The 22,684-nt window shown below is 73.1% G+C and carries 22 protein-coding genes; 10 read left to right on the top strand and 12 right to left on the bottom strand.

Translation table 11 applies throughout. From position 1 onward, the window contains the following. Positions 1–39: 39 nt before the first annotated feature. The 3 genes from ACF3NH_RS19080 (at position 40) to ACF3NH_RS19070 (ending at position 3,850) form a co-directional block, all read left to right on the top strand. A complete protein-coding gene (locus ACF3NH_RS19080; protein WP_198366883.1) occupies positions 40–723 on the top strand; it encodes an RraA family protein in 684 nt (227 codons plus the stop codon). A gap of 50 nt (positions 724–773) precedes the next feature. After that, on the top strand, positions 774–2,234 hold the full coding sequence (locus ACF3NH_RS19075; RefSeq protein WP_422925118.1) for a DUF4403 family protein: 1,461 nt from the start codon (positions 774–776) through the stop codon (positions 2,232–2,234). A 176-nt stretch (positions 2,235–2,410) separates the two neighbouring features. Next, positions 2,411–3,850: a M20 family metallopeptidase gene (locus tag ACF3NH_RS19070; RefSeq protein ID WP_422925116.1), complete on the top strand. Its 1,440-nt coding sequence runs from the start codon at positions 2,411–2,413 to the stop codon at positions 3,848–3,850. A 69-nt stretch (positions 3,851–3,919) separates the two neighbouring features. On the opposite strand, the gene ACF3NH_RS19065 is transcribed toward ACF3NH_RS19070, so the two are convergent. The 7 genes from ACF3NH_RS19065 to ACF3NH_RS19035 all read right to left on the bottom strand — a co-directional run bounded on the left by ACF3NH_RS19065 (position 3,920) and on the right by ACF3NH_RS19035 (position 9,092). Beyond that, positions 3,920–4,408 carry a GAF domain-containing protein gene (locus ACF3NH_RS19065; protein ID WP_422925114.1) on the bottom strand — a complete coding sequence of 163 codons (489 nt, stop codon included), beginning with the start codon at positions 4,406–4,408 and terminating at the stop codon, positions 3,920–3,922. 78 nt (positions 4,409–4,486) lie between these two features. Then, on the bottom strand, positions 4,487–4,867 hold the full coding sequence (locus tag ACF3NH_RS19060) for a winged helix-turn-helix domain-containing protein (RefSeq protein WP_422925112.1): 381 nt from the start codon (positions 4,865–4,867) through the stop codon (positions 4,487–4,489). Further along, the gene (locus tag ACF3NH_RS19055; protein WP_422925110.1) at positions 4,813–5,631 is read right to left on the bottom strand and encodes a substrate-binding domain-containing protein; all 819 of its coding nucleotides are present in this window, start codon (positions 5,629–5,631) and stop codon (positions 4,813–4,815) included. The genes ACF3NH_RS19060 and ACF3NH_RS19055 overlap by 55 nt, the downstream gene beginning before the upstream one ends. A 10-nt stretch (positions 5,632–5,641) precedes the next feature. Then, positions 5,642–6,802, bottom strand: a complete 1,161-nt coding sequence (modC, locus tag ACF3NH_RS19050; protein WP_422925108.1) for a molybdenum ABC transporter ATP-binding protein — start codon at positions 6,800–6,802, stop codon at positions 5,642–5,644. Beyond that, a complete protein-coding gene (gene modB, locus ACF3NH_RS19045) occupies positions 6,802–7,515 on the bottom strand; it encodes a molybdate ABC transporter permease subunit (RefSeq protein ID WP_198366876.1) in 714 nt (237 codons plus the stop codon). The genes modC and modB overlap by 1 nt, the downstream gene beginning before the upstream one ends. A 20-nt stretch (positions 7,516–7,535) precedes the next feature. Next, positions 7,536–8,330 (bottom strand): molybdate ABC transporter substrate-binding protein, encoded by a 795-nt coding sequence (gene modA, locus ACF3NH_RS19040; protein WP_422925105.1) that lies wholly within the window; start codon positions 8,328–8,330, stop codon positions 7,536–7,538. A 78-nt stretch (positions 8,331–8,408) separates the two neighbouring features. Next, a complete protein-coding gene (locus tag ACF3NH_RS19035) occupies positions 8,409–9,092 on the bottom strand; it encodes a flavin reductase family protein (protein ID WP_422925103.1) in 684 nt (227 codons plus the stop codon). 119 nt (positions 9,093–9,211) lie between these two features. On the opposite strand from ACF3NH_RS19035, the gene ACF3NH_RS19030 reads away from it, so the two are divergent. Next, positions 9,212–10,423, top strand: a complete 1,212-nt coding sequence (locus ACF3NH_RS19030; RefSeq protein ID WP_198366873.1) for an amidohydrolase family protein — start codon at positions 9,212–9,214, stop codon at positions 10,421–10,423. A gap of 232 nt (positions 10,424–10,655) precedes the next feature. Further along, entirely contained in the window at positions 10,656–10,973 is a 318-nt protein-coding gene (locus ACF3NH_RS19025) for an SWIB/MDM2 domain-containing protein (protein ID WP_198366872.1), read from the top strand. A 55-nt stretch (positions 10,974–11,028) separates the two neighbouring features. Here the strand turns inward: ACF3NH_RS19025 and ACF3NH_RS19020 are convergent, their stop codons facing one another. The 3 genes from ACF3NH_RS19020 to ACF3NH_RS19010 all read right to left on the bottom strand — a co-directional run bounded on the left by ACF3NH_RS19020 (position 11,029) and on the right by ACF3NH_RS19010 (position 14,669). Continuing rightward, entirely contained in the window at positions 11,029–12,297 is a 1,269-nt protein-coding gene (locus tag ACF3NH_RS19020) for an ABC transporter substrate-binding protein (RefSeq protein WP_198366871.1), read from the bottom strand. 105 nt (positions 12,298–12,402) lie between these two features. Then, positions 12,403–13,890, bottom strand: a complete 1,488-nt coding sequence (gene hydA, locus ACF3NH_RS19015) for a dihydropyrimidinase (protein WP_422925100.1) — start codon at positions 13,888–13,890, stop codon at positions 12,403–12,405. Between the two features lie 32 nt (positions 13,891–13,922). Then, complete coding sequence (locus ACF3NH_RS19010) at positions 13,923–14,669, bottom strand: maleate cis-trans isomerase family protein (protein WP_422925098.1); 747 nt, start codon at positions 14,667–14,669, stop codon at positions 13,923–13,925. Positions 14,670–14,820: 151 nt separating this feature from the next. Here ACF3NH_RS19010 and ACF3NH_RS19005 point away from each other — a divergent pair, with 151 nt between their 5' ends. From ACF3NH_RS19005 to ACF3NH_RS18990, 4 genes are all read left to right on the top strand, one after another. Continuing rightward, a complete protein-coding gene (locus tag ACF3NH_RS19005; protein WP_422925096.1) occupies positions 14,821–15,945 on the top strand; it encodes an NAD(P)/FAD-dependent oxidoreductase in 1,125 nt (374 codons plus the stop codon). Further along, positions 15,926–16,222: a (2Fe-2S)-binding protein gene (locus ACF3NH_RS19000; protein ID WP_422925094.1), complete on the top strand. Its 297-nt coding sequence runs from the start codon at positions 15,926–15,928 to the stop codon at positions 16,220–16,222. The genes ACF3NH_RS19005 and ACF3NH_RS19000 overlap by 20 nt, the downstream gene beginning before the upstream one ends. Further along, complete coding sequence (locus ACF3NH_RS18995; RefSeq protein ID WP_422925092.1) at positions 16,219–17,661, top strand: FAD/NAD(P)-dependent oxidoreductase; 1,443 nt, start codon at positions 16,219–16,221, stop codon at positions 17,659–17,661. Before ACF3NH_RS19000 ends, ACF3NH_RS18995 begins: the two co-directional genes overlap by 4 nt. 66 nt (positions 17,662–17,727) lie before the next feature. After that, complete coding sequence (locus tag ACF3NH_RS18990) at positions 17,728–19,761, top strand: M3 family metallopeptidase (RefSeq protein WP_422925090.1); 2,034 nt, start codon at positions 17,728–17,730, stop codon at positions 19,759–19,761. A gap of 3 nt (positions 19,762–19,764) precedes the next feature. Here ACF3NH_RS18990 and ACF3NH_RS18985 read toward each other — a convergent pair whose 3' ends face one another. Then, complete coding sequence (locus ACF3NH_RS18985) at positions 19,765–20,637, bottom strand: SDR family oxidoreductase (RefSeq protein WP_198366864.1); 873 nt, start codon at positions 20,635–20,637, stop codon at positions 19,765–19,767. Positions 20,638–20,766: 129 nt separating this feature from the next. Further along, positions 20,767–21,948 carry an isovaleryl-CoA dehydrogenase gene (locus ACF3NH_RS18980; protein WP_422925088.1) on the bottom strand — a complete coding sequence of 394 codons (1,182 nt, stop codon included), beginning with the start codon at positions 21,946–21,948 and terminating at the stop codon, positions 20,767–20,769. A 97-nt stretch (positions 21,949–22,045) separates the two neighbouring features. Between ACF3NH_RS18980 and ACF3NH_RS18975 the strand changes: the two genes are divergently transcribed. Further along, the gene (locus ACF3NH_RS18975; protein ID WP_422925086.1) at positions 22,046–22,678 is read left to right on the top strand and encodes a TetR/AcrR family transcriptional regulator; all 633 of its coding nucleotides are present in this window, start codon (positions 22,046–22,048) and stop codon (positions 22,676–22,678) included. Positions 22,679–22,684 lie beyond the last annotated feature (6 nt).

Below are 22,684 nucleotides of genomic sequence, written 5' to 3'. Positions count from 1 at the left end.
CCGGCCATAGCCTGGACCGCCCGCAACGGAGAGACGCCCATGCCTGTCGGATTCCGCATCCTGCCACGCCGTCGCAAAGCGGAATCCCGCTGGATCGAGGCCTTCCGCCCGCTGCCCGTCGCCAATGTCAGCGACGTCATGGCGCGGATGACGGCGGGCGGCCCGCGCCTCCGTCCGATGCATCGCGCCGGTGCCACCGTGCTGGCCGGGCCGGCGCTCACCGTGCGCACGCGGCCGGGCGACAATCTGATGATCCACAAGGCGATCGGCCTGGCGGAGCCGGGTGATGTCATCGTCGTCGATGGCGGCGGCGACCTGACCAACGCGCTGATCGGCGAGCTGATGCTGGGCCAGATGATCTTCCGCAAGCTCGGCGGCATCGTCATCAACGGCGCCATCCGCGACAGCGCCGCCATCGCCGGGCAGGACTTCCCGGTCTATGCCGCCGGCGTCACCCATCGCGGCCCCTACAAGGACGGGCCGGGCGAGATCAACGTGCCGGTCGCGCTGGACGGCATGGTGATCGAGCCGGGCGACCTGATCCTCGGCGATGCCGACGGCCTGCTCTGCGTGCCCTATGCCGAGCTGGAGACGGTGCAGGCGGCGGCGGCGGCCAAGCAGGCGGCCGAGGCGAAGCAGATCGCCGAGATCGAGGCCGGCACCAACGACACGGGCTGGGTGGACGCGGCGCTGCGCCGCCTCGGCTGCGAGGGGCTGGACTGATCACGGCGGCCGGCCCCTCCCGCCGCGCGGCCTGAGGCGGAGCGGCGGCGATGCGCTGGCGCTGGCTGCGCCGGGGCCTGTCGGCCCTGCTGCTGCTGCTGTTGCTCGGCGCCGCCTGGCGCGGCACCGACTGGTATCGCGTGCGCGATCTCGTGCTGTCGGAGGAGCCGCCGCGCCGGGCCGCGCGCCTGGCCCTGCCCGCGCGGGACAGCAGCCTTTCCGTCGACCTGCGCGTGTCCTTCGATCTGCTCCGCCAGGCGGTGGAGCAGCGGCTTCCCGCCTCCTTCAGCCATGCCGGCGAAGGGGAGGACACGCGCTACGACTTCACCCTCCGCCGCACCACGCCGGTCGCCTTCTCCGAGGCCGGCGGGCGGCTGCGCGCCAGCTTCGGCGTCGATGCGCGAGGCACGGCGGGGCTGCGCGGCTGGCTCGCCGACACTGTCGGGCTGGGGCGGAAGAACTTCCAGGCCGCCGCCAGGGTGCAGGCGGATCTCGGCCTGCGCCTGGACCAGGGCTGGTGCCCGCATGTCGCCATGGACATCGCCTATGACTGGACCGAGGCGCCGCGGCTGGAGGTGATCGGCGGTGTCTGGATGGGGGTCGAGGGGCAGTTGCGCACCGCCGTCGATGCCGCCCTGCGCGAGCTTCCCGCGCAGCTGCACGGGCTGATCCCCTGCGAGCGGGTCCGCGCCGAGGTGGCGCAGCTCTGGCGGCGCCAGGAGATTCCGCTGCAGCTGCCCGCCGCGCCGCCGCTTTTCGTGCAGATCGAGCCGGTCTCCCTCGGCACGCCCGGTCTCGTCATCGCGGCGGACCATCTGCGGCTGCCGCTGTCGCTCCGTGCCCGCACCGCCGTCACCGACACGGCGCAGAAGGCCGCCCCCGCCCCGCCGTTGCCGCCGCTGCGCGACCTGCCGCCGGAGGCGAGCCGCCTGCGCCTCGCCATCCCCGTGCGCGCCGGCTACGATATGGTGCGCGACTGGATGATGCGGGAGTTCGGCGGGCGCGATTACCCGCTGGATGTCGCCGGATGGACCGTCCGGCTGCAGATCCGCGACATCTTCCTCTACCCCAGCGATCCCGGGCTGGCGCTGGCCGTCCGCTTCTCGGCCAGGACGCCCGGCGGCTGGCTCGACACCTCGGGCCGGGTGATCTTCTGGGCCCGCCCGGTGCTGGAGCAGGGCGGCACGCGGCTGCGCCTGACCGAGCTGCGCTTCGCCCGCGAGCTGGACAACCTCGTCTGGTCCATCGCCAGCGCCGCCTTCGAGGAGCGGATCCGCGCCCGGCTGAGCGAACTGGCGGTCTACGACTTCGCGCCGCTGATGGCCGAGGGTCTGGCCCGGCTGCGCCGGAGCCTGGACGATCCGGCGCTGACCGCCGGCCTGCGCCTGGAGGTCGCGAGGCCCCGGCTGCGGCTGGAGCGAATCGTGGCGGAGGAGGACGCCCTGGCGGTGCTGGGGGCGGCGGAGGCGGAGGTGGCGGCGGAGCTGGCCATCCTGCCGGAGGGGGGCTAGGCCGGCCCGCCGGACCGCGGCGGGAGGCCGGACACCGCCCTGGAATGTTCTGTTTTCAAGGCTCTTCCTCCGGCCGGCTGGCAAGGTTCACAGGGACGCCGCCGCCCGGCCCGCTTGCCCCTACCCACCGGCCGGGCCTAATCACACGCCCCTGCCCCGCCGCCGCAGGAGGATCCATGCGCAACGACCCGATGTCCCTCGCCACCCTGTCGGCCGAGGTCGAAGCCAGGAGCCCCGCCTTCGCCGCCATGGCCGACCGGATCTGGGGCCATGCCGAGCTGCGCTTCCAAGAGCACCGCTCGATCGAGGAGCAGATCGCCCTGCTGGAGGCGGAGGGCTTCCGCGTCACCCGCAATCTCGGCGGCATCCCGACCGCCTTCATGGCCGAGGCCGGCTCCGGCGGCCCGGTCCTGGGCTTTCTCGGCGAGTTCGACGCCCTGGCCGGGCTGAGCCAGGAGGCCGGCATCGCCGAGCAGAAGACGGTGACGCCCGGCGCCACAGGCCATGGCTGCGGCCACAACCTGCTCGGCGCCGGGGCCATGCTGGCCGCCGTCGCGGCGCGCGATGCCCTGGCGGCGCAGGGCCTGCCGGGCACGGTGCGCTACTACGGCTGCCCCGGCGAGGAGGGCGGCTCGGGCAAGACCTTCATGGCCCGCGCCGGCGCCTTCGACGACCTCGACGCCGCCGTCTCCTGGCATCCGGGCGTGGTCAGCAGCGTCATGTCCTCCCGCTCGCTGGCCAACTTCCAGGTCTACTTCCGCTTCCACGGCCGCGCCTCGCACGCCGCCGGCTCGCCCTGGCTGGGCCGCTCGGCGCTCGATGCCGTGGAGATCATGAATGTCGGCGTGAACTATCTGCGCGAGCACATGCCGCTCGACTGCCGCGTGCACTACGCCATCACCAACAGCGGCGGCAATTCGCCCAATGTGGTGCAGGCCGAGGCGGAGGTGCTCTACCTGATCCGCGGGCCGCGCGTGAAGGAGGCGCAGGCGCTGTTCGAGCGGGTGAAGGCCTGCGCCGAGGGCGCCGCCATCATGACGGGCACCCGCATGAGCCTGGAGATCGACAAGGCCTGCTCCGACACCATCCCCAACACGGCGCTGGAGATGCGGATGTTCGAGAATCTCGCCGCCCTCGGCGCCCCCGCCTTCGACGAGGCCGACCTCGCCTATGCCCGCGACATCCGCCGCACGCTGAGCGAGGAGGACATCGCCGACAGCATCGGCGCCGTCGGCGCGCCGGAGGCGGTGGGCGGACAGCCGCTGCACCAGGGCGTGCTGCATTTCGACGGCCAGTCGCGGCCCGGAAACGGCTCGACCGATGTCGGCGACGTCAGCCAGATCGTGCCGACGGTCCAGTGCTGGGGCGCCACCTGGGCGGTCGGCACGCCCTTCCACACCTGGCAGGCCGTGGCCCAGGGCAAGAGCCCGCATGCGCACAAGGGCATGGTGCAGGCGGCCAAGGCCATGGCGGCGACGGCGCTCGACGCCTTCCGCGACCCGGAGCTGCTGGCCCGCGCCAAGGCCGAGCTGCGCGAGCGCACCGGCGGCAGGCCCTATGCCTGCCCGATCCCGGCCGAGGTGCTGCCGCCGCCGCTGCGCGCGCCGCGGGCGTGACGGCCTGACCTATCCCGCCTTGGCCTATCCCGCATCGGCCTATCCCGCATCGGCCTATCCCGCATCGGCCTATCCCGCGCAGGCCGCGAGATAGATCCGGGCCAGGGCCTCGATCCCCGCCTGGTCCTCCGGCGTGAAGCGGGCGGGGCGCGGGCTGTCGAGGTCGATCACGCCCAGCACGGCGCCGTCCCGCAGCAGCGGCACCACCAGCTCGGAGCGCGAGGCCGCGTCGCAGGCGATGTGGCCGGGAAAAGCGTGCACATCCTCGACCAGCACGCTCTCCCGCCGCAGCACGGCGGCGCCGCAGACGCCGCGCCCGACCGGGATGCGGACGCAGGCGGGCTTGCCCTGGAAGGGGCCAAGCACCAGCATCCCGTCCCGCATGAGGTAGAAGCCGGCCCAGTTGAGGTCGGGCAGGCTGTGGAACAGCAGGGCGGACATGTTGGCGGCATTGGCCACCGGGTCCCGCTCGCCCCGCAACAGGGCCTCCAGCTGCACCGCCAGCTCGCGGTAGAGCCCGGGCTTGTCGGTGCTGGTCAGGGTCGCGGCCTCGAACATGTCTGTCGCCTCCTCGTTTCCGGCTGATGCGGCGGCCGCGATATAGGCGGCCCGCCCGCCGCGGCCAATGTTCCCCGCTCAGCCGGGGCGGAGGCCGGACAGCTCGCCCAGCCGCCCCGCGGCCACGCGGTTGCTCTCCGCCTCGATGGCCCGGTAGTGACGGATCACCGTCTCGCCCGCCGGTGTCAGCCGCGCGCCGCCGCCCCGGGCGCCGCCCGTCGCGGTCTCCACCACCGGCCGGCCAACGGCCTGGTTCAGCGCCTCCACCAGCTCCCAGGCGCGGCGATAGGACATGCGCAGGGCGCGCCCGGCCCCCGAGATCGAGCCGTTGCGGCCGATCTCTTCCAGCAGACGCACCTTGCCCGGGCCGATCCGCCTGCCGCCGCCCAGATCCAGGCGGATGCTCAGGCGCGGCGCTTCCTCGGCGCCGTCGGCGGCGGCAGGGCGGAGACGGGGCATGGCGGCAACTCCATCACGCCCTCGCGGCGGGCGCAATCGTAGCTCTCCGCCGTCTCGGCCACGCTGCCGAAGCCGTGCCGGCGCAACAGCTCCTGCCCCTCCGGCGAGAGAATGAAGAAGGAGAGCCACGCCGCCTCGGGCCGGCCGGAGAGCAGGGCCAGCGCGAAGTCGGTGGTGGCGGCGAGATCGGCCGGCAGGTCCAGCACCCTGGCGCCCGGGCAGGCGGCCAGCGTGACGGCGGCACCGCAGCGCAGGCCGAGGACCAGATCGAAGCGGCCGGTGCGCAGGCCCCGACCCAGGCCGCGCCCGGTGCCGGCGAGATGCGGCAGCGGCAGCGCCCGCGCCTCGGTCGCCGCCCGGGCGCCGGGTGCGAGCAACTCCGCCCGGTCCAGGACGCCGCCGGCCAGGGCGGCGCCATCGGCGGCGACGGCGAGACCGAGCCGCAGCCCCGGGTCCAGCAGCAGATCCAGCGCGGGGCGCGGCCGGTCCAGCAGGCCGGGCCGCAGATAGAGGCAGGGCAGGCCGCGGGCGAAGACCACGGCGGGCGCCGTCGATCCCGGCCGCGTCGCCGCCCGCGCCCGGGCCAGGCCGGCCACGGCGATGAGATCCGGTGCCGGGTAGATGTCGAGGCGATGGCGCATATCCTGCGGCGGGGTCGAAACGACCCGCGCCGGCGCGCGATGCGTCGTGGTGAAGGCCCCGGCGATCTCGCCCAGGACGGTCTCCAGCCCCTCCTGCGCCAGCAGCGTAACCTCGTTCCCCATGCGGGCGCCCTCACTCCGATGCCGGGCCGCCTGCCTCCGGGGTGGTGGCGCTGAAGGCGACGGACTTGACCAGCGCCCAGACGGGCATCCCCGGCACAAGCGCGAGTCTTACGATAGCATCTCTCGTTATGCGGGAAAGTATCCGCGTGTCACCGACCTTCAGTCGCAGCATGATTTCCGCCGGGCGAGGGCTCTCGATGGCCTCGATCTCCGCCGGAAGGATGTTCTGCACGGAGAGGCCGGCCGGCCTTTGCGTGGCGATCGAGACGTCCCGCGCCCGCATGCGGAGCCGCAGGGCGGAACCGGGCGCGGCGGCCAGCAGCGACACCAGCAGCGTGCCCCCGGCGAAGGACAGGCGGCTCAGCCCCCGGTCCGGCAGGTGCTCCAGCACCGTGCAGGCCAGCACCGCCCCGGCATCGCGGCGCAGGGCGAGCAACGGCAGGTCGGTCCGGAGGGAAAGCGCCTCCGGCGTGTCCTCGGCCAGGACGCGGCCGGCCTGCATCAGCACCATGCGGTCCGCCAGGTGGTCCACCTCCTCCAGCGCGTGGGTGACGTAGAGGAGGGGGATGCGCAGCCGCTGCCGCAGGCGGGCGAGGAAGGGGAGCAACTCCGCCTTGCGGCCGGCGTCCAGCGCCGCCATCGGCTCGTCCATCAGCAGCAGCCGGGGCCGCGCCAGCAGGGCCCGGCCCAGCGCCACCCGTTGCCGCTCGCCGCCCGAGAGCGCCGCGGGGCGGCGGCCCAGCAGGGGCTCGATGCCGAGCAGGGCCACCACCTCCCCGAAGCCCGGCTCCTCCCCCTCCGCCTCGCGCGGCGCCCGGCGCTGGCCGTAGCGCAGGTTGCCCTCCACCGAGAGATGCGGGAACAGCCGGGCATCCTGGAACACCACGCCGCAGCGCCGCTTCTCCGGCGGCAGCACCCGGCGCGCGGCGCTGTCGAGCAGCACCGTCGCGCCCAGCCGGATGCGGCCGGCATCGGGGCGCAGCAGGCCGGCGACGGCGGCCAGCACGGTCGACTTGCCGCAGCCCGAGGGGCCGAACAGCGCCGTCACCCGGCCGGCGGGCGCGGTGAAGGCGGCGTCCAGCGCGAAGCCCGCGCTCCCCCCGCCGTCTGGAAAACGATGCCGCAGGGCCACCTCCAGCGGCGGGCGGAGCGGGTCCGGGCCGTGCGGCATCAGCGCGGGCCCTGGCCCAGCAGCACCCGCATGCGGCGCCCCAGCATCTCGGCCAGCAGCAGCCCGGCCACCGCCAGCACCAGGGAGAAGCCGGCCAGGCGGGCGGCCGTCGCCTCGCCCCCCGGCGTCTGGGTGGCGGCATAGATGGCCAGCGGCAGGGTCTGGGTCTCGCCGGGAATGTTCGAGGCGAAGGTGATGACGGCCCCGAACTCACCGAGCCCGGCGGCGAAGGCGGTCACGGCGCCGGAGAGGATGCCCGGCAGGGCGAGCGGCAGGGTGACGGTCAGGAAGCGGTCCAGCGGGCCGGCGCCAAGGCTGCGGGCCGCCGCCTCCAGGCCGGGATCGACGGCATCGAGGCTGAGCCGCACGGCCCGCACGATGAGCGGGAAGGACATCACCGCCGTGGCCAGGGAGGCGCCGGCGGTGGTGAAGACCAGCCGTAGGCCGAACCAGTCGTTCAGCAGCGCGCCCACCGGCCCGCGCACGCCGAAGGTGACGAGCAGCAGCCAGCCCACCACGACCGGCGGCATGACCAGCGGCAGGTGCACCAGGGCATCCAGCAGCGCCCGGCCCGGGAAGCGGCCGCGCGCGAGCAGCCAGGCCGCCAGCACCGCCGGCGGCAGGCCGAAGGCCACCGAGCGCAGCGCCACGGCCAGGCTGAGGCGGACCGCCTGCCACTCCTCCGGGCTCAACCCCAGCGCCCCGCCCTCCATGCGCCCTCCATCCCCCTGGCCTAGGGCGCGCGCAGGCCGAAGCCGAAGCGGCGCCAGGTGTCGGCGGCCCGCGGACCGGACAGGAAGTCCAGCAGGGCGCGGGCCTCGGCATTCCCCTCGGCGCGGCGGGTCAGCGCGAAGGGGTAGGTCACCGGCGGATGGCTGCCCGCCGGGAAGGTGCCGACCACCTTGACGGCCGGCGCGGCGGCCGCGTCCGTGGCATAGACGATGCCGAGCGGCGCCTCGCCGCGCTCGACCAGCAGCAGGGCGGAGCGGACATTGTCGGCGCGGGCCAGGCGCGGCGAGACCGTCTCCCACTGCCCCATCCAGCGCAGCGCCGCCTCGGCGTACCTGCCGGCCGGAACATGGGCGGGATCGCCGGTCGCGATGCGGCCGGCGGGCCCGGCCATGGCCAGCAGGTCGCTCTCCCGCTCCAGGGTGACAGCGGCCTGCGGCGAGGCGGCAGGCGCGATCAGCACCAGCGTATTGGCCAGCGGGCTGGTGCGGCTGGCGTCGAGGATCAGGCCGCGCTGCTGCACGTAATCCATCCAGGGCTCGTCGGCCGAGAGGAAGAGATCGGCCGGCGCGCCCTGCTCGATCTGCCGCGCCAGGGCGGAGGAGGCGGCGAAGGACAGGCGTGGCGCCGGGTGGCCCTGGGCGCGCCACTGCTCGGCCAGGGCGCGCAGCGCATCGGTCAGGCTGGCGGCGGCGAAGACGGTGGGGCCTTCCTGGGCCCGGGCCACCGGCGCGGCGGCGAGGCCGGCCAGCAGCAGCAGGGTCGCGAGGCTTCCACGGAGGACGGAACGGCGCGTCATGGCGGGGCTCCCATCGTTGTTCCCGATTGAATATATCGTGGGGCGCCGGCTGCCAATCTCCACCTTCGCCTCAGCCCCTCACACGCCGGCCTCTCCCCCGGGCGGCCGCAGCCGGCGGGGCCGCCGGGTGGCGGGGGCCTCCGCCAGGCCGGCCTCGCTCATGGTGGCCAGGTCGAAGTAGTCGCGCGTGCCGGCATAGCCCTGGCCGCCCATCCGCCCCACCAGGTCCAGCACGGCGGGATCGACGTGGAAGCGCGCATCCACCGCGTCGGCGCGGATATGCGCCTGCACCACCGTGCCCAGCACCACCTCGCGCGAGCCGCCGAGATCCAGGAAGGAATGCAGCCGGCACTCCAGCGCCGCCGGGGCGAGCGCGATGCGCGGGCTGGCCACCGCGACGCCCGGCCGGGTCTCCAGCCCCGCGCGGGCCAGCTCGTCGACCTCCGGCCCGAAGGGCACGGCGGTGACGTTCATCGCCTCCATCAGCGCGTCCGACACCAGGTTGACGGTGAAGACGCCGGTCTCGTGGATGTTGCGGCCGGTGTCCTTGGGGGTGCCGTCGGGGCGGAACTCGATGCCGAGGGCGACCACCGGCGGATCGGCCGACAGGCAGTTGAAGAAGCTGAACGGCGCCGCATTGGCCCGTCCCGTGCCATCCACCGTCGTCACCCAGGCGATCGGCCGCGGCATCACCGTGCCGATCAGCAGCTTGTAGCGCTCGCGCGGGCCGAGGGCGGTGAAGTCGAAGGCGGCGGTCTCCATCGGCGGGCGGTCTCCGGAAGGTCGGTTCGGGGGCCGGATTGCTCCGGCGCGGCGGCTCCCATAGGCTGCGGCGGCGGTCCGGTCGATGCCGCGACGCGAAGCGAGGGGGGAAAAGTGCCATGACCGCCGATCTGCTGCTGAGGAATGTGCGCCCGATGGGCGGCGCGGCCACGGATGTCCTGCTGCGCGACGGCCGCATCGCCCGCATCGCGCCGGATCAGCGGGTGGAGAGCGGCGGGATGGAGAACGTGGTCGTGGAGGACGGCGGCGGCGCCATTCTCCTGCCCGGCCTGGTCGAGGCCCACACCCATCTGGACAAGACGCTCTGGGGCATGGGCTGGGTGCCGAACAGCGCCGGCCCCTCGCTGCAGGACAAGATCGACAACGAGCGGGAGAAGCGCCGGGCCCTCGGCATCGATCCGGCGCGGCAATCGGCCCGGCAGGTGGTGCAGTCGGTGGCCAAGGGCACCACGGCGATCCGCAGCCATGTCGATGTGGATACGGTGGTCGGCCTCGCCGGCGTGGAAGGGGTGCTGGCGACGCGCGAGCGCCTGGGCGGGATCTGCGCCATCGAGCTGGTGGCCTTCCCGCAATCCGGCCTGCTGGTGCGCCCCGGCACGCTGGCGCTGATGGAGGAGGCCATGCGCCTCGGCTGCGAGGTGGTGGGCGGCCTCGACCCCTGCGGCATCGACCGCGACCCGAAGGGGCATCTCGACGCCGTCTTCGAGCTGGCGCAGCGCTTCGGCCGGCCGGTCGACATCCATCTGCACGAGGCCGGCCTGCTCGGCGCCTTCAGCATGGAGCTGATCTTCGAGCGGGTGCGGGCGCTCGGGATGCGGGGACAGGCGACGATCAGCCACGCCTTCTGCCTCGGCGACCCGGACACCGCCCTGGTCGAGCGCCTACTGGCCGAGATCGCCGCGCTCGACATCGCCATCATGACCACCGGCAGCGCCAGCCGCCCGGTGCCCGCCGTGGCGCGGCTGGCCGCGCTCGGCATCCGCACCTGCGCCGGCTCCGACGGCATCCGCGACTGCTGGAACCCCTATGGCGATGGCGACATGCTGGAGCGCGCCATGCTGATCGGCCTGCGCAACAACTTCCGCCGGGACGAGGAGATCGCCCTCGCCCTCGATGTCTGCACCCGCGGCGGCGCCTCGGTGATGCGGCTGCCGGATTACGGGCTGGCGGAGGGCTGCGTGGCCGATCTCGTTCTCGTCGCGGGGGAGAGCCTGGCCGAGGCGGTGGTCGCGCATCGCGAGCGGAAGCTGGTGCTGCGGCGGGGCCAGGTGGTGGCGCGGGACGGCAGGGCCCTGGTCACGGTTCCCTGAGGCGGGCCCTTGTCCCCGCCCTCCCCGACGCGGCTCCATTGTTGGCGAGGGGGGATTGGCCCTAGAGTCACCCCGCCATCCGCGCGGATGGCCTGGAATGGCTGGTTGCGGGGGGCTGGCAGAAAACCGCCCCGGAGGGCGGAAGGCCGGGAAGGCCATGCTGCATCCGGATCGCTACTGACACGTTTCAGCCTCATCGACAGCCGTAAACGCGATAACCCTGGAGAACGGGATGCCAGCCAAGAAGACCGGTGAAGCCAAGGCCACCACCAAGCCGAAGGCCACCACCAAGCCCAAGGATGGCAGCAAGCCGAATGCCCTGCAGAAGCCGCTGACCCCCTCGGCCGAGCTCGCCGCCATCGTGGGCGACGGCCAGATCGCCCGCGGCGAGGTGGTCAGCAAGGTCTGGGACTACATCAAGTCGAACAACCTGCAGAATCCCGAGAACAAGCGGGAGATCCTGGCGGATGCGAAGCTGGAGAAGGTCTTCGGCAAGCCCAAGGCGACCATGTTCGAGATGAACAAGTTCCTGGCCGCTCACCTGAAATAGCCTCCTCCCGGGAGGAGGCGCCGGGGACGCGCGAGGCGTCCCCGCATGTTCCCCGTCATCCCGTGACGAGCTTGCAACCACCGTCGGCGATGGGCCGGAAGGCCTGATCCGCCGGTGTGGTGCCTACCAGCTTCAACAGGTCCCACGGGCCGCTGCTCTCCTCCGGCTTCTTGGCCTCGAAGAGGTAGGCCGGGTGGATCTTGCGCCCGTCGGCCCGAATCAGGCCCCGGCCGAAGCAGTCGTCATCCGTCGGCATGGCTTTCATCGCGGCACAGACCGCGCGCCCATCCGCCTTGGCGCGTGCCACGCCCATCTCGGCCACCACCTTCAGGTAGTGCAGTGTGGCCGAATAGGCCGAGGCATGGTCCATGTTCGGATAGTTGCCATTGGCCAGGCGCGGCCTGACCCGCTGGGTGAAGGCCCGCGTGCGGTCATTCAGATCCCAGTAGAAGGTCTCGGTCAACGTCAGCCCCTGCGCGACATTCAGGCCGAGGGCCTTGACGTCCTGGATGAAGGCGACCAGCGCGGCAATGCGGATGCCCTGGCGGTTCAGGCCGAATTCCGCCGCCTGCTTGACGCAGTTCAGCATGTCGGTGCCGGCATTGGCGAGGGCGAGGACGTCGGCCCTGCGCGCCCGCGCCTGGATCAGGTAGGAGGAGAAGTCCGTATTGCCCGGGAAGGGATGCAGGGCGGCGCCGACGACCTCGCCACCCTCCGCCTCGATCATCCGCGTGGCATCGGCCTGCATGGTCTTGCCGAAGGAATAGTCGGCCACCAGGAAGAACCAGCGTTTGCCGCCGGCCCGCACCAGGGAGCGGGCGGTCGAATTGGCATTGCACCATGTGTCGTAAGGCCAGTGAATGGTGTTGGGGCTGCACTGGCGGCCGGTCAGCTCGGAACTGGCGGCGCCGGTGTTGAGGTGCAGCTTGTTGCGCTCCGTCACCAGGCCGTTCACCGCCAGGGCGATGGCCGATTGCCCTGCATCCATCACCACGTCGACATCCCCCTGGTCGAACCACTGCCGGACGATGTTGAGGCCGACATCGGGGCGGTGCTGGTGATCCGCAAGCAGCACCTCGACCTTGATGCCGCGCTCGGCGGCACCGAAGTCGAGCACCGCCTGCTCAGCGCAAATGGCGCCATTCTGGCCCGTGATGTCCTTGTAGGCGCCGGACAGATCAGTCAGCACGCCGATGCGCAGGGTGTCGCCCTTCTGCGCCCGCGCGGGCCGCTGCATGCCGGGCGCGAGGAGTGTGGCCGCGCCAGTGCCCAGCAAGGCGCGACGGCCCAGCCCCGAAGATACCAGCCCCGAAGATACCTGCATCTTGAATCCCTCCCTGATATCGCAATTTCATTGAATGAAATTGCATTTCAGGAATGATGGCAGTTTCTCGAACGGGATGGAATGTGATTCACGCCCCGACGCCGCTCAGGCCAGGGCGGCGTCGAACCCATCCGGCACCACGCCGCGCGGCGCGGCGGCGGCATAGGGGCCTCGTGCCAGGAACCGGCCGGAGCCGGGGCGCGCCAGCACCTCCCCCTCGCGCACCGCCACCTCGCCGCGCCGGATCGTCACCACCGGCCAGCCCTTCACCGCCATCCCCTCCCAGGGGGTGTAGTCGATGGCGTGGTGCAGTTCGGCATTGCGGATGGTGCGCTCGGCATCGGGGTCCCAGAGCGCCAGGTCGGCATCGGCGCCCGGCATCAGGCTGCCCTTGCGTCCCTCCAGCCCGAAGAGCCGCGCGGCGTTGGCGGAGGAGAGACGGACGAAGGCCGGCAGGTCGATCCGCCCTTTCGACACGCCTTCGGAGAACAGCACCGGCAGCCGCGTCTCGATTCCCGGTACGCCGTTCGGGATGGCGTTGAAGGCCGGCGTGCCATCGGGGCGGGAGGCCGCCTCCCCCGTGCCATAGGCGCTGCTCCCCGCCACGCGCTTCTGCGTGGCGAAGGAGAAGCCGCAATGGTCGGAGCTGACGACGTCCAGCGTGCCGTCCTGGATGCGTGCCCAGACCCGCTCGCGTTCCGCCGCCTCGCGCAGCGCCGGGGAGCAGACCGCCTTGGCGCCGGCGAAGTCCGGCCCGACCAGATCCTCGTGCGAGAGCGTCAGGTACTGCGGGCAGGTCTCGCCCCAGACCTTCACGCCGCGCGCCCGGGCCCGGGCGATCTCGGCCGCCGCCGCCTCGCAGGAGACATGGAAGACCTGGATCGGCTGGTCCACCAGCTCGGCCAGCGCGATGGCGCGGTGCGTCGCCTCCCGCTCCACCACCGGCGGGCGCGACCAGGCGTGCTGCAGCGGATCCGTCAGCCCGGCCTTCAGCAGGGCCTGGATGCGCCAGCCAATGGCATCGAAATTCTCGCAGTGCACGGTGACGAAGGCCCCGAGCCGCTTCGCCGTGGCCAGCACCTCCAGGTACTGCGCATCGGTCAGGCGCAGCGGGTCATAGGTCAGGAAGACCTTCAGGCTGCGGATGCCGCGGGCGACCAGCGCCGGCACCTCGCGCGCCATGACCTCGGGCGTCGGGTCGGTGACGATCTGGTGGAAGGAGTAGTCGGCGCGGGAGGCGCGGGCACGCGCCTCGTAGCCGGGCGCGCTGGCGGCCAGGCTGTGACCCTTCCATTGCGGCAGGAAGCAGAGGAAGGACGTGGTGCCGCCGGCCAGCGCGGCGGCCGAGCCGCTGTCGAAGCTCTCCTCCTGCGCCGAGCCGTCCTGGCCCATCTCCTCCAGGTGGCAATGCGAATCCAGCCCGCCGGGGGTGACGATCAGGCCGCGCGCGTCGATCTCCTCGGCGCCGCGGCCGAGCCCCCGGCCAAGCGCCGCGATGCGCCCCTCGCGGATGCCGAGATCCGCCTCGAACACTTCCGCCGCGCTGGCCAGGGTGCCGCCACGGATCACCAGGTCGAAGTCATGCGCCGCCATCGGTCGCTCCTTTTCCGTCTCTGTCCCCGGGATCAGTCGCGCAGCGCACCGAACAGGCGGCCCCAGCCCTCGACGCGGGCGGGATCGACGCCGGCGAGGGCCAGGCTCTTCCAGACCACCGTCGCGATGGTGTCATAGACCGGCAGGCCCAGCTCCGCTTCCATCGCCTCGACCAGCGGCGCGGCGCGCAGATTGGTGCAGACCACGGCCAGGGCGTCCGCCCCCTCCCCGGCCACCGCCCGCGCCAGCTCGCGCAGCCGCCCGGCCCCCACCTCGGAGAAGGCGAAGTTCTCGCTGAGACCGAGATGCCGCTCGGCGGCGCAGGGAAAGCCGAGCGCCGCGTAATTGGCCAGGATGCGGGACTGCACGTCGTCGGTATAGGGCGTCACCAGGCCCAGGCGCTTCACGCCGGTCCGGTGCAGGATCTCGTTCAGCGCCAGCATCGAGGTGGTGGCGGGAATGCCGGTGGCCTCGGTGATACGGCGGCAGAGGCGCTCATCCGCCTCGAAGCCCAACCAGCCGGAGGAGGTGCCGTTCCAGGCGATGACATCCACCCGGGCATGGCCCAGCAGCTCGGCGGCGCGCAGGATCTCGCTGTCGTCGAACTGCGCCAGGGCGCCGGGCGAGAGGCCGATCTCGGTGACGCGGAAGCGGGCGAAATGCGCCGAGACCTCGGGCAGGCCCGCGACCATGGCCTGGGTCACCGGCTCCAGCACGGTGTTGGAGGAGGGCGTCAGCATGCCCAGCAGCACGCGCCGGGGGGTCTCGGTCTTGGCCATGATCGTCTCCATCGGCGGTCGGGGCGGCGGAAAGCCAGCAAGCAGCATGCCAGCCAGGGCTGCGGGCGCAATCCACCCCGGCCGCCGATTTGACGCCGCCCCGCCGGGCCGCAACTCTGTGCCCGGCCGATGGGACGGCCGCGGGGAGAGGATGGGGCGGGATTTCGACACGGTGGTGCTGGGCGGCGGCATGATGGGCGCCGCCATCGGCTACGGCCTGGCGCGGCTCGGGCAGCGTTGCGCCATCCTGGACGAAGGCGACACGGCCTTCCGCGCCAGCCGCGGCAATTTCGCGCTCGTCTGGGTGCAGAGCAAGGGGCTGGGCCTGCCCGCCTATTCCGACTGGACGCGGCGCTCCGCCGCGCTCTGGCCCGGCTTGGCCGCCGCGCTGCGGGAGGAAACCGGCGTCGAGTGCGGCCTGTCCCAGCCCGGCGGCTTCACCCTGCTGCTCTCCGAGGCCGAAGCCGCCCGCCGCGTGGATTTCATGACCCGTCTGCAGGCCCAGCCGGGCTTCCATCCCTTCCTCTGGGAGATCTGGGACCGTGCCCGGCTGCGCCAGGTCTTTCCCGGCATCGGGCCCGAGGTGATCGGCGCCTGCCACACACCGCTCGACGGGCATGTGAACGCGCTCCGCAGCTTCCGCGCCCTGCACACCGCCTTCGCGCAGCGGGGCGGGGCCTACCGGCCGGAGCATCCGGTCGAGCGGCTGGCGGCGCTGCCGGGGGGTGGCTTCCGTATCGCCACCCCGCACGGGGCCTTCTCCGCCGGGCGGGTCGTGCTGGCCGCCGGCAATGCCAATGCCCGGCTGGCGCCGATGCTGGGCCTGCGCGCGCCCGTGCGGCCGCAACGCGGCCAGGTGATGGTGACGGAGAAGGCCGCGCCCTTCCTCACCCACCCCGTCGTCAACCTGCGGCAGACCGACGAGGGCGGCATCATGATCGGCGACAGCGCCGAGGAGGTGGGCTTCGACACCGGCCAGGGCCTGGGCGTCATGGCGCTGATGGCGCGCCGCGCCACCCGCATGTTTCCCGACCTCGCCCGGCTCAACATCGTCCGCGCCTGGTCGGCCCTGCGGGTCATGACGCCGGATGGCTTCCCGATCTACGAGGAATCGGAGAGCGTCCCCGGCGCCTTCCTCTGCAACTGCCACAGCGGCGTCACCCTGGCCGCCGCGCATGCCCTGGCGCTGGCGCCCATGCTGGCGGAGGGCCGGCTGGAGGCCGCGACCCTCGGCCCCTTCACCGCCCGGAGGTTCGATGTTCCAGCGACTGCCTGAGGCGCGCCGCCCCGCCCTGCCCTTCCTGCTGGATGGCGCGCCGGCGGAAGGGCGCGAGGGCGACAGCGTCGCCGCCGCCCTGCTGGCGCTGGGCCAGGATGCCTGCCGCGAGAGCGCGGTTTCCGGCCAGCCGCGCGGCGGCTACTGCATGATGGGCGTCTGCTTCGACTGCCTGATGGTGATCGACGGCATTGGCAACCGCCAGGCCTGCCTGACACCGCTGCGCGCCGGCATGGTGGTGGAGACGCAGCGCGGCCGACGGGAGCCGGCGCGGTGAGCGCCCCGCCCCCAGGCGAAGCCGCCCCGCGCGACGCCTATGACATCGTCGTCGTCGGCGCCGGCCCGGCGGGACTGTCCGCCGCCGCCGTGGCCGCCGGGCAGGGCGCCTCGGTGCTGCTGCTGGACGAGGGGATGGGACCGGGCGGGCAGATCTATCGCGGCATCGCCAACCCCGCCCTGCCGGACCGCCGCATCCTCGGCGCCGATTACTGGAAGGGCGAGGCGCTGCTCCGCGCCTTCACCGCCAGCGGCGCCGCCTATCATCCCTGCGCCGCCGTCTGGCATCTGGATGCGGCGCGGCGGGTGGGCTTCTCGCGGGAGGGCAGGGCACATCTGGTGCGGGCCGGGCAGGTGGTGCTGGCGACCGGGGCGCTGGAACGTCCCTTCCCCGTCGCCGGCTGGACGCTGCCGGGCGTGCTGAGCGCCGGCGCGGCGCAGACGCTGCTGAAGGCGCAGGGCCTGGCCGCCACGGGCCGCGTCGTGCTGGCCGGCTGCGGCCCGCTGCTCTGGCTGCTGGCCAGCCAGCTCGTCGCCGCCGGGCGGCCCCCGGCCCTGCTGCTCGACACCACGCCGGCGGGCAACTGGCGCCACGCCCTGCCCCACCTGCCGGGCTTCCTGGCCTCGCCCTATGCCCGCAAGGGGCTGGCGCTGATGGCCCGGGTGCGGCGCGCCGTGCCGGTCATCGGCGGCGTCACCGATCTGGCCATCGAGGGCGAGGCGCGGGCCGGGCGCGTGACCTATCGGCGGGGCGGCGCGGCCCCGGCCGGCCTGCCGGTGGACCATGTGCTGCTGCACCAGGGCGTGACGCCCAACCTCAACCTGGCCGCCGCCGCCGGCTGCGCGCTGGACTGGGAACCGGTCCAGGCCTGCTTCCAGCCGCGCACCGATGCCTGGGGCCTGACCACCCGGCCGGGGATCTGGCTGGCGGGCGACGGGGCGGGCATCGCCGGGGCCGAGGCCGCCGCGGCGCGCGGCAGCCTGGCCGGCCTCGCCGCCGTCGCGGCACTCGGCCGGATCGATGCCGCCACACGCGACCGGCTGGCCGCCGCCCCCCGCGCCGCCCTGGCGCGCCATCGGCGCGGCCGCGCCTTCCTCGACCGGCTCTACCGCCCCGCCGGCCACTTCCGCCGCGCCGCCGACGCGGCGCTGGCCTGCCGCTGCGAGGAGGTGACCGGCGCCACCCTGCGCGCGGCGGCGGAGCGGCTTCAGGTGCCGGGCCCCAACCAGATGAAGGCCTTCCTGCGCTGCGGCATGGGGCCTTGCCAGGGGCGGCTCTGCGGCCTGACCGTCACCGAGACCATCGCCGCCGCGCGGCGGCTCTCCCCGGCCGAGATCGGCTACTACAACCTGCGCTCGCCGGTGAAGCCGCTGACCCTCGGCGAGCTCGCCAGCCTGCCGCATGACGAGGCCGATCTGCGCGCGACGGGAGGGGCGTGAGGGCCAGCCCCGCCTGACCCCGCCCCCGCTTGACCAAGCCTGCCCGATCTGCCCCGATCCCCGCCCATGACCGACCGCAACCCCCTGCTCGCCCCCTGGACCACGCCCTTCGGCCTGCCGCCCTTCGACCGCATCCTGCCGGAGCACTTCCCGCCCGCCTTCGAGGCGGCCATGGCGGAGCATCTGGAGGAGATCGCCGCCATCGGGGCCGACCCGGCGGAACCGGACTTCGCCAATACGATCGAGGCGCTGCAGCGCAGCGGCCGGGCGCTGGCGAGGGTGGGCAATGTCTTCGGCAATCTCGTGGTCAGCCAGGGCGGCGAGGCGCTGGAGGCGCTGGACCGCGCGCTCTCCCCCCGCCTCGCCCGGCATGGCATGACCGTCTCGCTCGACCCGGCGGTGTTCCGCCGCGTGGACCGGCTCTGGCGGCGGCGCGACAGGCTGGCGCTGGAGGAGGACCAGCGCCGGCTGCTGGAGCGGGCGCATCTCGGCTTCCTGCGCGCCGGCGCGGCGCTGGACGAGGCCGCCAAGGCGCGGCTGACCGCCATCTCCACCCGCCTGGCCGAGCTGCACACCGCCTTCGGCCAGAATGTGCTGCATGACGAGAAGAGCTGGTCGCTGCCGCTCGGGGAGGCCGATCTGGAGGGCCTGCCGGACTTCCTCCGCGCCGGCGCGGCCGAGGCGGCGGCTGAGCGCGGCCTGCCGGGCCATGTCATCACCCTCGGGCGCGCCCTGATCGAGCCCTTCCTGACCTTCTCGCCCCGGCGCGACCTGCGCCGCGCCGCCTATCGGGCCTGGATCGCCCGCGGCACGCATCCCGGCCCGCAGGACAACCGCGCGCTGATCCCCGAGATCCTGGCGTTGCGGGCCGAGCGGGCCAGGCTGCTGGGTGCCGCGGACTTCGCCACCTTCCGCCTGTCGGATTCCATGGCCGGCACGCCCGAGGCGGCCGAGGCGCTGCTGGCCGAGGTCTGGGAGCCGGCGAAGGCCAGGGCGGCGCGCGAGCGGGAGAAGCTGCTCGCCCTCGCCCGCGCCGAGGGGCTGGAGGGCCCGCTGGAAGCCTGGGACTGGCGCTACTACGCCGAACGCGTGCGGCGCGCCGAGTACGATTTCGACGCCGCCGCGCTGAAGCCCTATCTCGTGCTGGAGAATATCCAGCAGGCGGCCTTCGACACCGCCTCGCGCCTGTTCGGCCTGGAGTTCCTGCCGCGCCCCGATCTGCCCCTCTACCATCCGGATGTGCGGGCCTATGAGGTGCGCGACGCGGAGGGGCATGTCGGGATCTTCCTGGCCGACCCCTTCGCGCGGCCGGACAAGCGCTCGGGCGCCTGGATGAGCAGCTACCGCGACCAGGAAGCCATGCCGGGCGAGGCGGCGGTGTCCGCCATCGTCGTCAACAACAACAATTTCGCCCGCGCCGAGCCCTGCCTGCTCAGCTTCGACGATGCCGAGACCCTGTTCCACGAGTTCGGCCACGCGCTGCACGGCCTGCTCAGCCGCGTGCGCTATCCGGCGCAGTCCGGCACCTCGGTGCGGCGCGACTTCGTCGAGCTGCCCTCGCAGATCTACGAGCACTGGTTCGCCCTGCCGGAGACGCTGCGCCGCTACGCCCGCCACCACCAGACCGGCGCCGCCGTGCCCGAGGCCGTGATCGGGCGGCTGCTGGCGGCGCGCGACTTCAACCAGGGCTTCGCCACGGTGGAGTATGCCGCCGCCGCGCTGATCGACCTGGCGCTGCACCGCCATCCCGACCCGGGGGCCCTCGACATCGAGCGCTTCGAGCGGGACTTCCTCGACGGCATCGGCATGCCGCGCGACATCGGCATCCGGCACCGGCCGGCGCATTTCCAGCACCTCTTCGCCGGCGGCGGCTACGCGGCGAGCTACTACGCCTATCTCTGGTCCGAGGTGCTGGACGCCGATGGCTACGCCGCCTTCGAGGAAGCCGGCGACCCGTTCGATCCGGCGCTGGCCGCTCGGCTGCGGACGCTTCTCGGCGCCGGCGACACACGCGACCCGATGGCGCTCTACGAGGCCTTCCGGGGCCGCCGGCCCACGACCGCCGCCCTGCTGCGCAGCCGTGGCCTGGCCGCCGGGTGAACCTCAGAGCATCGGCCGGCCGCCCGTCACCGGAATGATGGCGCCGGTGATGTAGCTGCCCTCGTCGGAGGCCAGCAGCACATAGGCGCCGGCCAGCTCCGCCGGCTGGCCGGCCCGCCCGATCGGCGTGTTGCCGCCGAAGCTCTCCACCTTCTCCGGCGGCATGGTGGAGGGGATCAGCGGCGTCCAGATCGGGCCCGGCGCCACGCCGTTCACCCGGATGCCCTTCTCCGCCACGAGCTGCGCGAGCCCGGCCGTGAAGTTGGCGATGGCGCCCTTCGTGGTGGCATAGGCCAGCAGGTTGGGCGAGGGATCGTCGGCGTTGATCGAGGTGGTGTTGATGATCGAGGCGCCGGGCTTCATCCGCGGGATCGCCGCCTTGCAGAGGTGGAACTGGCTGTGGATGTTGACCCGGAAGGTCAGCTCCCATTCCTCGGCGGTGATGTCGCCGATCTCCGCGAAGGTGGCCTGGTGCGCCGCGTTGTTGACCAGGATGTCGAGCCGGCCGAAGGCCTCGAAGGCCCGGTCCACCAGGGCCTGGCAATGGCTCTCGTGCTGGATGTCGCCCGGCACCAGAACGGCGCGGCGCCCGGCCTTCTCGACCCAGCGCGCGGTCTCCCGCGCATCCTCCTCCTCGTCGAGATAGGAGATCAGCACATCCGCCCCCTCGCGGGCGAAGGCGATGGCCACCGCCCGGCCGATGCCGGAATCGCCGCCGGTGATCAGCGCCGCCCGGCCGGCGAGGCGGCCGCTGCCGCGATAGCTGTCCTCGCCATGGTCGGGGCGCGGCGTCATGGCGTCCGTGCGGCCCGGCATCGCCTGCTGCTGCCGCGGCTGCGGCGGCCTCGGATAATCCTTCTGCGTGTCGCCGGTCATCTCCGGTCCCTCCTCTGTCCGTCCGGGTAATGCGGGAGGTGCGCGGAAGGCTTCACGCGGGCATGGCGAAGTCGACCGGCCGGGGCCCCGCGCGGCGCCGCCGGGCGGAGGCGCACCCGATCACCGGCATCAGGCGGTGGCCTCGAAGAGCTCGCGCCCGATCAGCATGCGGCGGATCTCGCTGGTGCCGGCGCCGATCTCGTAGAGCTTGGCGTCGCGCAGCAGCCGCCCGGCCGGATAGTCGTTGATGTAGCCGTTGCCGCCCAGGCACTGGATGGTCTCCAGCGCCATCCAGGTGGCACGCTCGGCGGCATGCAGGATGGCGCTGGCGGCATCCCGCCGCGTCACCCGCCCGGCGTCGCAGGCGCGCGCCACGGCATAGACATGCGCCCGGGTGACGCTGAGCGCGGTGTAAATGTCGGCGAGCTTGCCCTGCATCAGCTGGAAGGTGCCGATCGGCTGGCCGAACTGGCGCCGCTCGTGCAGGTAGGGCAGGGCGAGGTCCAGGCAGGCCTGCATGATGCCGAGCGGCCCGGCGGCGAGCACGGCGCGCTCGTAATCCAGCCCGCTCATCAGCACGGCGACGCCGCCGCCCTCGGCGCCCAGCACATTCTCCGCCGGCACCGCGCAATCCTGGAAGATCAGCTCGCAGGTGTTGGAGCCGCGCATGCCGAGCTTGTCGAGCTTCGGCCCGGTGGAGAAGCCGGCGAAGCCCTTCTCCACCAGGAAGGCGGTGATGCCGCGCGCCCCGGCGGCCGGGTCGGTCTTGGCATAGACCACCAGCACATCGGCATCCGGTCCGTTGGTGATCCACATCTTGCCGCCGTTCAGGCGGTAGTGCCCGCCATGCCGCTCCGCCCGCAGCCGCATCGAGACCACGTCGCTGCCGGCGCCGGCTTCGCTCATCGCCAGGGCGCCGACATGCTCGCCCGTGATCAGTCGCGGCAGATGGCGCGCCTTCTGCGCCGGCGAGCCGTTGCGGCGGATCTGGTTGACGCAGAGGTTGGAATGGGCGCCATAGGACAGCGCGACGGAGGCGGAGGCGCGGCTGATCTCCTCCATCGCCACCACATGGTCGAGATAGCCCATGCCGGCCCCGCCATGCTCCTCCTCAGCGGTGATGCCGAGCAGGCCGAGCGCGCCGAGCTTCCTCCAGAGATCGGGCGGGAAGGCGTTGTCGCGGTCGATCGCGGCGGCGCGCGGGGCGATCTCGGCGGCGGCGAAGGCGGCGACCTGGGCGCGCAGGGCCTCGGTGGTCTCGCCCAGGCCGTGATCCAGCCCGGTGACGTCAAGACGGGCAGCGGTGGACATGCCGGCTCCTCCCTCATCGGGGCCTTCGCCGGCCCTCTGTTCAACGAACGTATGTTCGTTTATTTCCAAGGGCAAGGGAATACGGGGACATCCGGCCTTGGCACGCATCGCGGGTTCGCACGGCCCCACCACCGCCGCCGCCATCCGCCGCGCCGGCCTGGCGCTGATCCACCGCCACGGCTACGAGGCGACGAGCCTGCGCCAGCTCGCCGCCGCCGTCGGCCTGCGCCCCGCCTCCCTCTACAACCACTTCCCCACCAAGCAGGCCCTGCTCTTCAGCCTGATCCACGACCACATGATCGACCTGCTGGCCGGCACGGAGACGGCGCTGGAAGCGGCCGGGCGCGGCCCGCTGGCGCGGCTGCGCGCCTTCCTGGCGCATCACCTGCGCTACCATCTCGATCGCAAGGCCGAGGTCTTCATCGCCAATTTCGAGCTGCGCGCCCTGGCGCCCGGGAACCACGCCGCCGTCATCGGCCTGCGCCGCCGCTATGAGGGGCTGCTGATCGGGCTGCTGGAGGAGGAGGCCGCGGCCGGGCGCGTCACCCTGCCGGATGCGCCGGTCACCGCCTATGCCGTCCTGGCCATGCTGACCGGCGCCTGCACCTGGTACAAGCCCGAGGGCCGGCTCGACCCGGAGGCGATCATCGCCCTCCACACCGACCTGGTGCTGCGCGGCCTCGCGGCGGCGGCGCCCCCCCTTGCCAGGGCCGCCTCCGGGCCGGAATAACACCTC

Origin of the sequence: Pseudoroseomonas sp. WGS1072, from assembly GCF_049340465.1 — a bacterium.
In the GTDB taxonomy this organism is placed as follows: Bacteria; Pseudomonadota; Alphaproteobacteria; order Acetobacterales; family Acetobacteraceae; genus Pseudoroseomonas.
This window is presented reverse-complemented; position numbering and strand designations above follow the sequence as displayed.

Excerpts from the sequence above, each read along its gene's own strand:
- modA (WP_422925105.1), bottom strand. The coding sequence starts at position 8,330 with ATGACGCGCCGTTCCGTCCTCCGTGGAAGCCTCGCGACCCTGCTGCTG.
- ACF3NH_RS19030 (WP_198366873.1), top strand. The coding sequence starts at position 9,212 with ATGACCGCCGATCTGCTGCTGAGGAATGTGCGCCCGATGGGCGGCGCG.
- ACF3NH_RS19005 (WP_422925096.1), top strand. The coding sequence starts at position 14,821 with ATGGGGCGGGATTTCGACACGGTGGTGCTGGGCGGCGGCATGATGGGC.
- ACF3NH_RS19020 (WP_198366871.1), bottom strand. The coding sequence starts at position 12,297 with ATGCAGGTATCTTCGGGGCTGGTATCTTCGGGGCTGGGCCGTCGCGCC.
- ACF3NH_RS18990 (WP_422925090.1), top strand. The coding sequence starts at position 17,728 with ATGACCGACCGCAACCCCCTGCTCGCCCCCTGGACCACGCCCTTCGGC.
- modB (WP_198366876.1), bottom strand. The coding sequence starts at position 7,515 with ATGGAGGGCGGGGCGCTGGGGTTGAGCCCGGAGGAGTGGCAGGCGGTC.
- ACF3NH_RS19060 (WP_422925112.1), bottom strand. The coding sequence starts at position 4,867 with ATGCCCCGTCTCCGCCCTGCCGCCGCCGACGGCGCCGAGGAAGCGCCG.
- modC (WP_422925108.1), bottom strand. The coding sequence starts at position 6,802 with ATGCCGCACGGCCCGGACCCGCTCCGCCCGCCGCTGGAGGTGGCCCTG.
- ACF3NH_RS19010 (WP_422925098.1), bottom strand. The coding sequence starts at position 14,669 with ATGGCCAAGACCGAGACCCCCCGGCGCGTGCTGCTGGGCATGCTGACG.
- ACF3NH_RS18985 (WP_198366864.1), bottom strand. The coding sequence starts at position 20,637 with ATGACCGGCGACACGCAGAAGGATTATCCGAGGCCGCCGCAGCCGCGG.
- ACF3NH_RS19065 (WP_422925114.1), bottom strand. The coding sequence starts at position 4,408 with ATGTTCGAGGCCGCGACCCTGACCAGCACCGACAAGCCCGGGCTCTAC.
- ACF3NH_RS19075 (WP_422925118.1), top strand. The coding sequence starts at position 774 with ATGCGCTGGCGCTGGCTGCGCCGGGGCCTGTCGGCCCTGCTGCTGCTG.
- ACF3NH_RS19035 (WP_422925103.1), bottom strand. The coding sequence starts at position 9,092 with ATGGAGACCGCCGCCTTCGACTTCACCGCCCTCGGCCCGCGCGAGCGC.
- ACF3NH_RS19055 (WP_422925110.1), bottom strand. The coding sequence starts at position 5,631 with ATGGGGAACGAGGTTACGCTGCTGGCGCAGGAGGGGCTGGAGACCGTC.
- ACF3NH_RS19025 (WP_198366872.1), top strand. The coding sequence starts at position 10,656 with ATGCCAGCCAAGAAGACCGGTGAAGCCAAGGCCACCACCAAGCCGAAG.
- ACF3NH_RS19000 (WP_422925094.1), top strand. The coding sequence starts at position 15,926 with ATGTTCCAGCGACTGCCTGAGGCGCGCCGCCCCGCCCTGCCCTTCCTG.
- ACF3NH_RS18980 (WP_422925088.1), bottom strand. The coding sequence starts at position 21,948 with ATGTCCACCGCTGCCCGTCTTGACGTCACCGGGCTGGATCACGGCCTG.
- ACF3NH_RS19080 (WP_198366883.1), top strand. The coding sequence starts at position 40 with ATGCCTGTCGGATTCCGCATCCTGCCACGCCGTCGCAAAGCGGAATCC.
- hydA (WP_422925100.1), bottom strand. The coding sequence starts at position 13,890 with ATGGCGGCGCATGACTTCGACCTGGTGATCCGTGGCGGCACCCTGGCC.
- ACF3NH_RS19070 (WP_422925116.1), top strand. The coding sequence starts at position 2,411 with ATGCGCAACGACCCGATGTCCCTCGCCACCCTGTCGGCCGAGGTCGAA.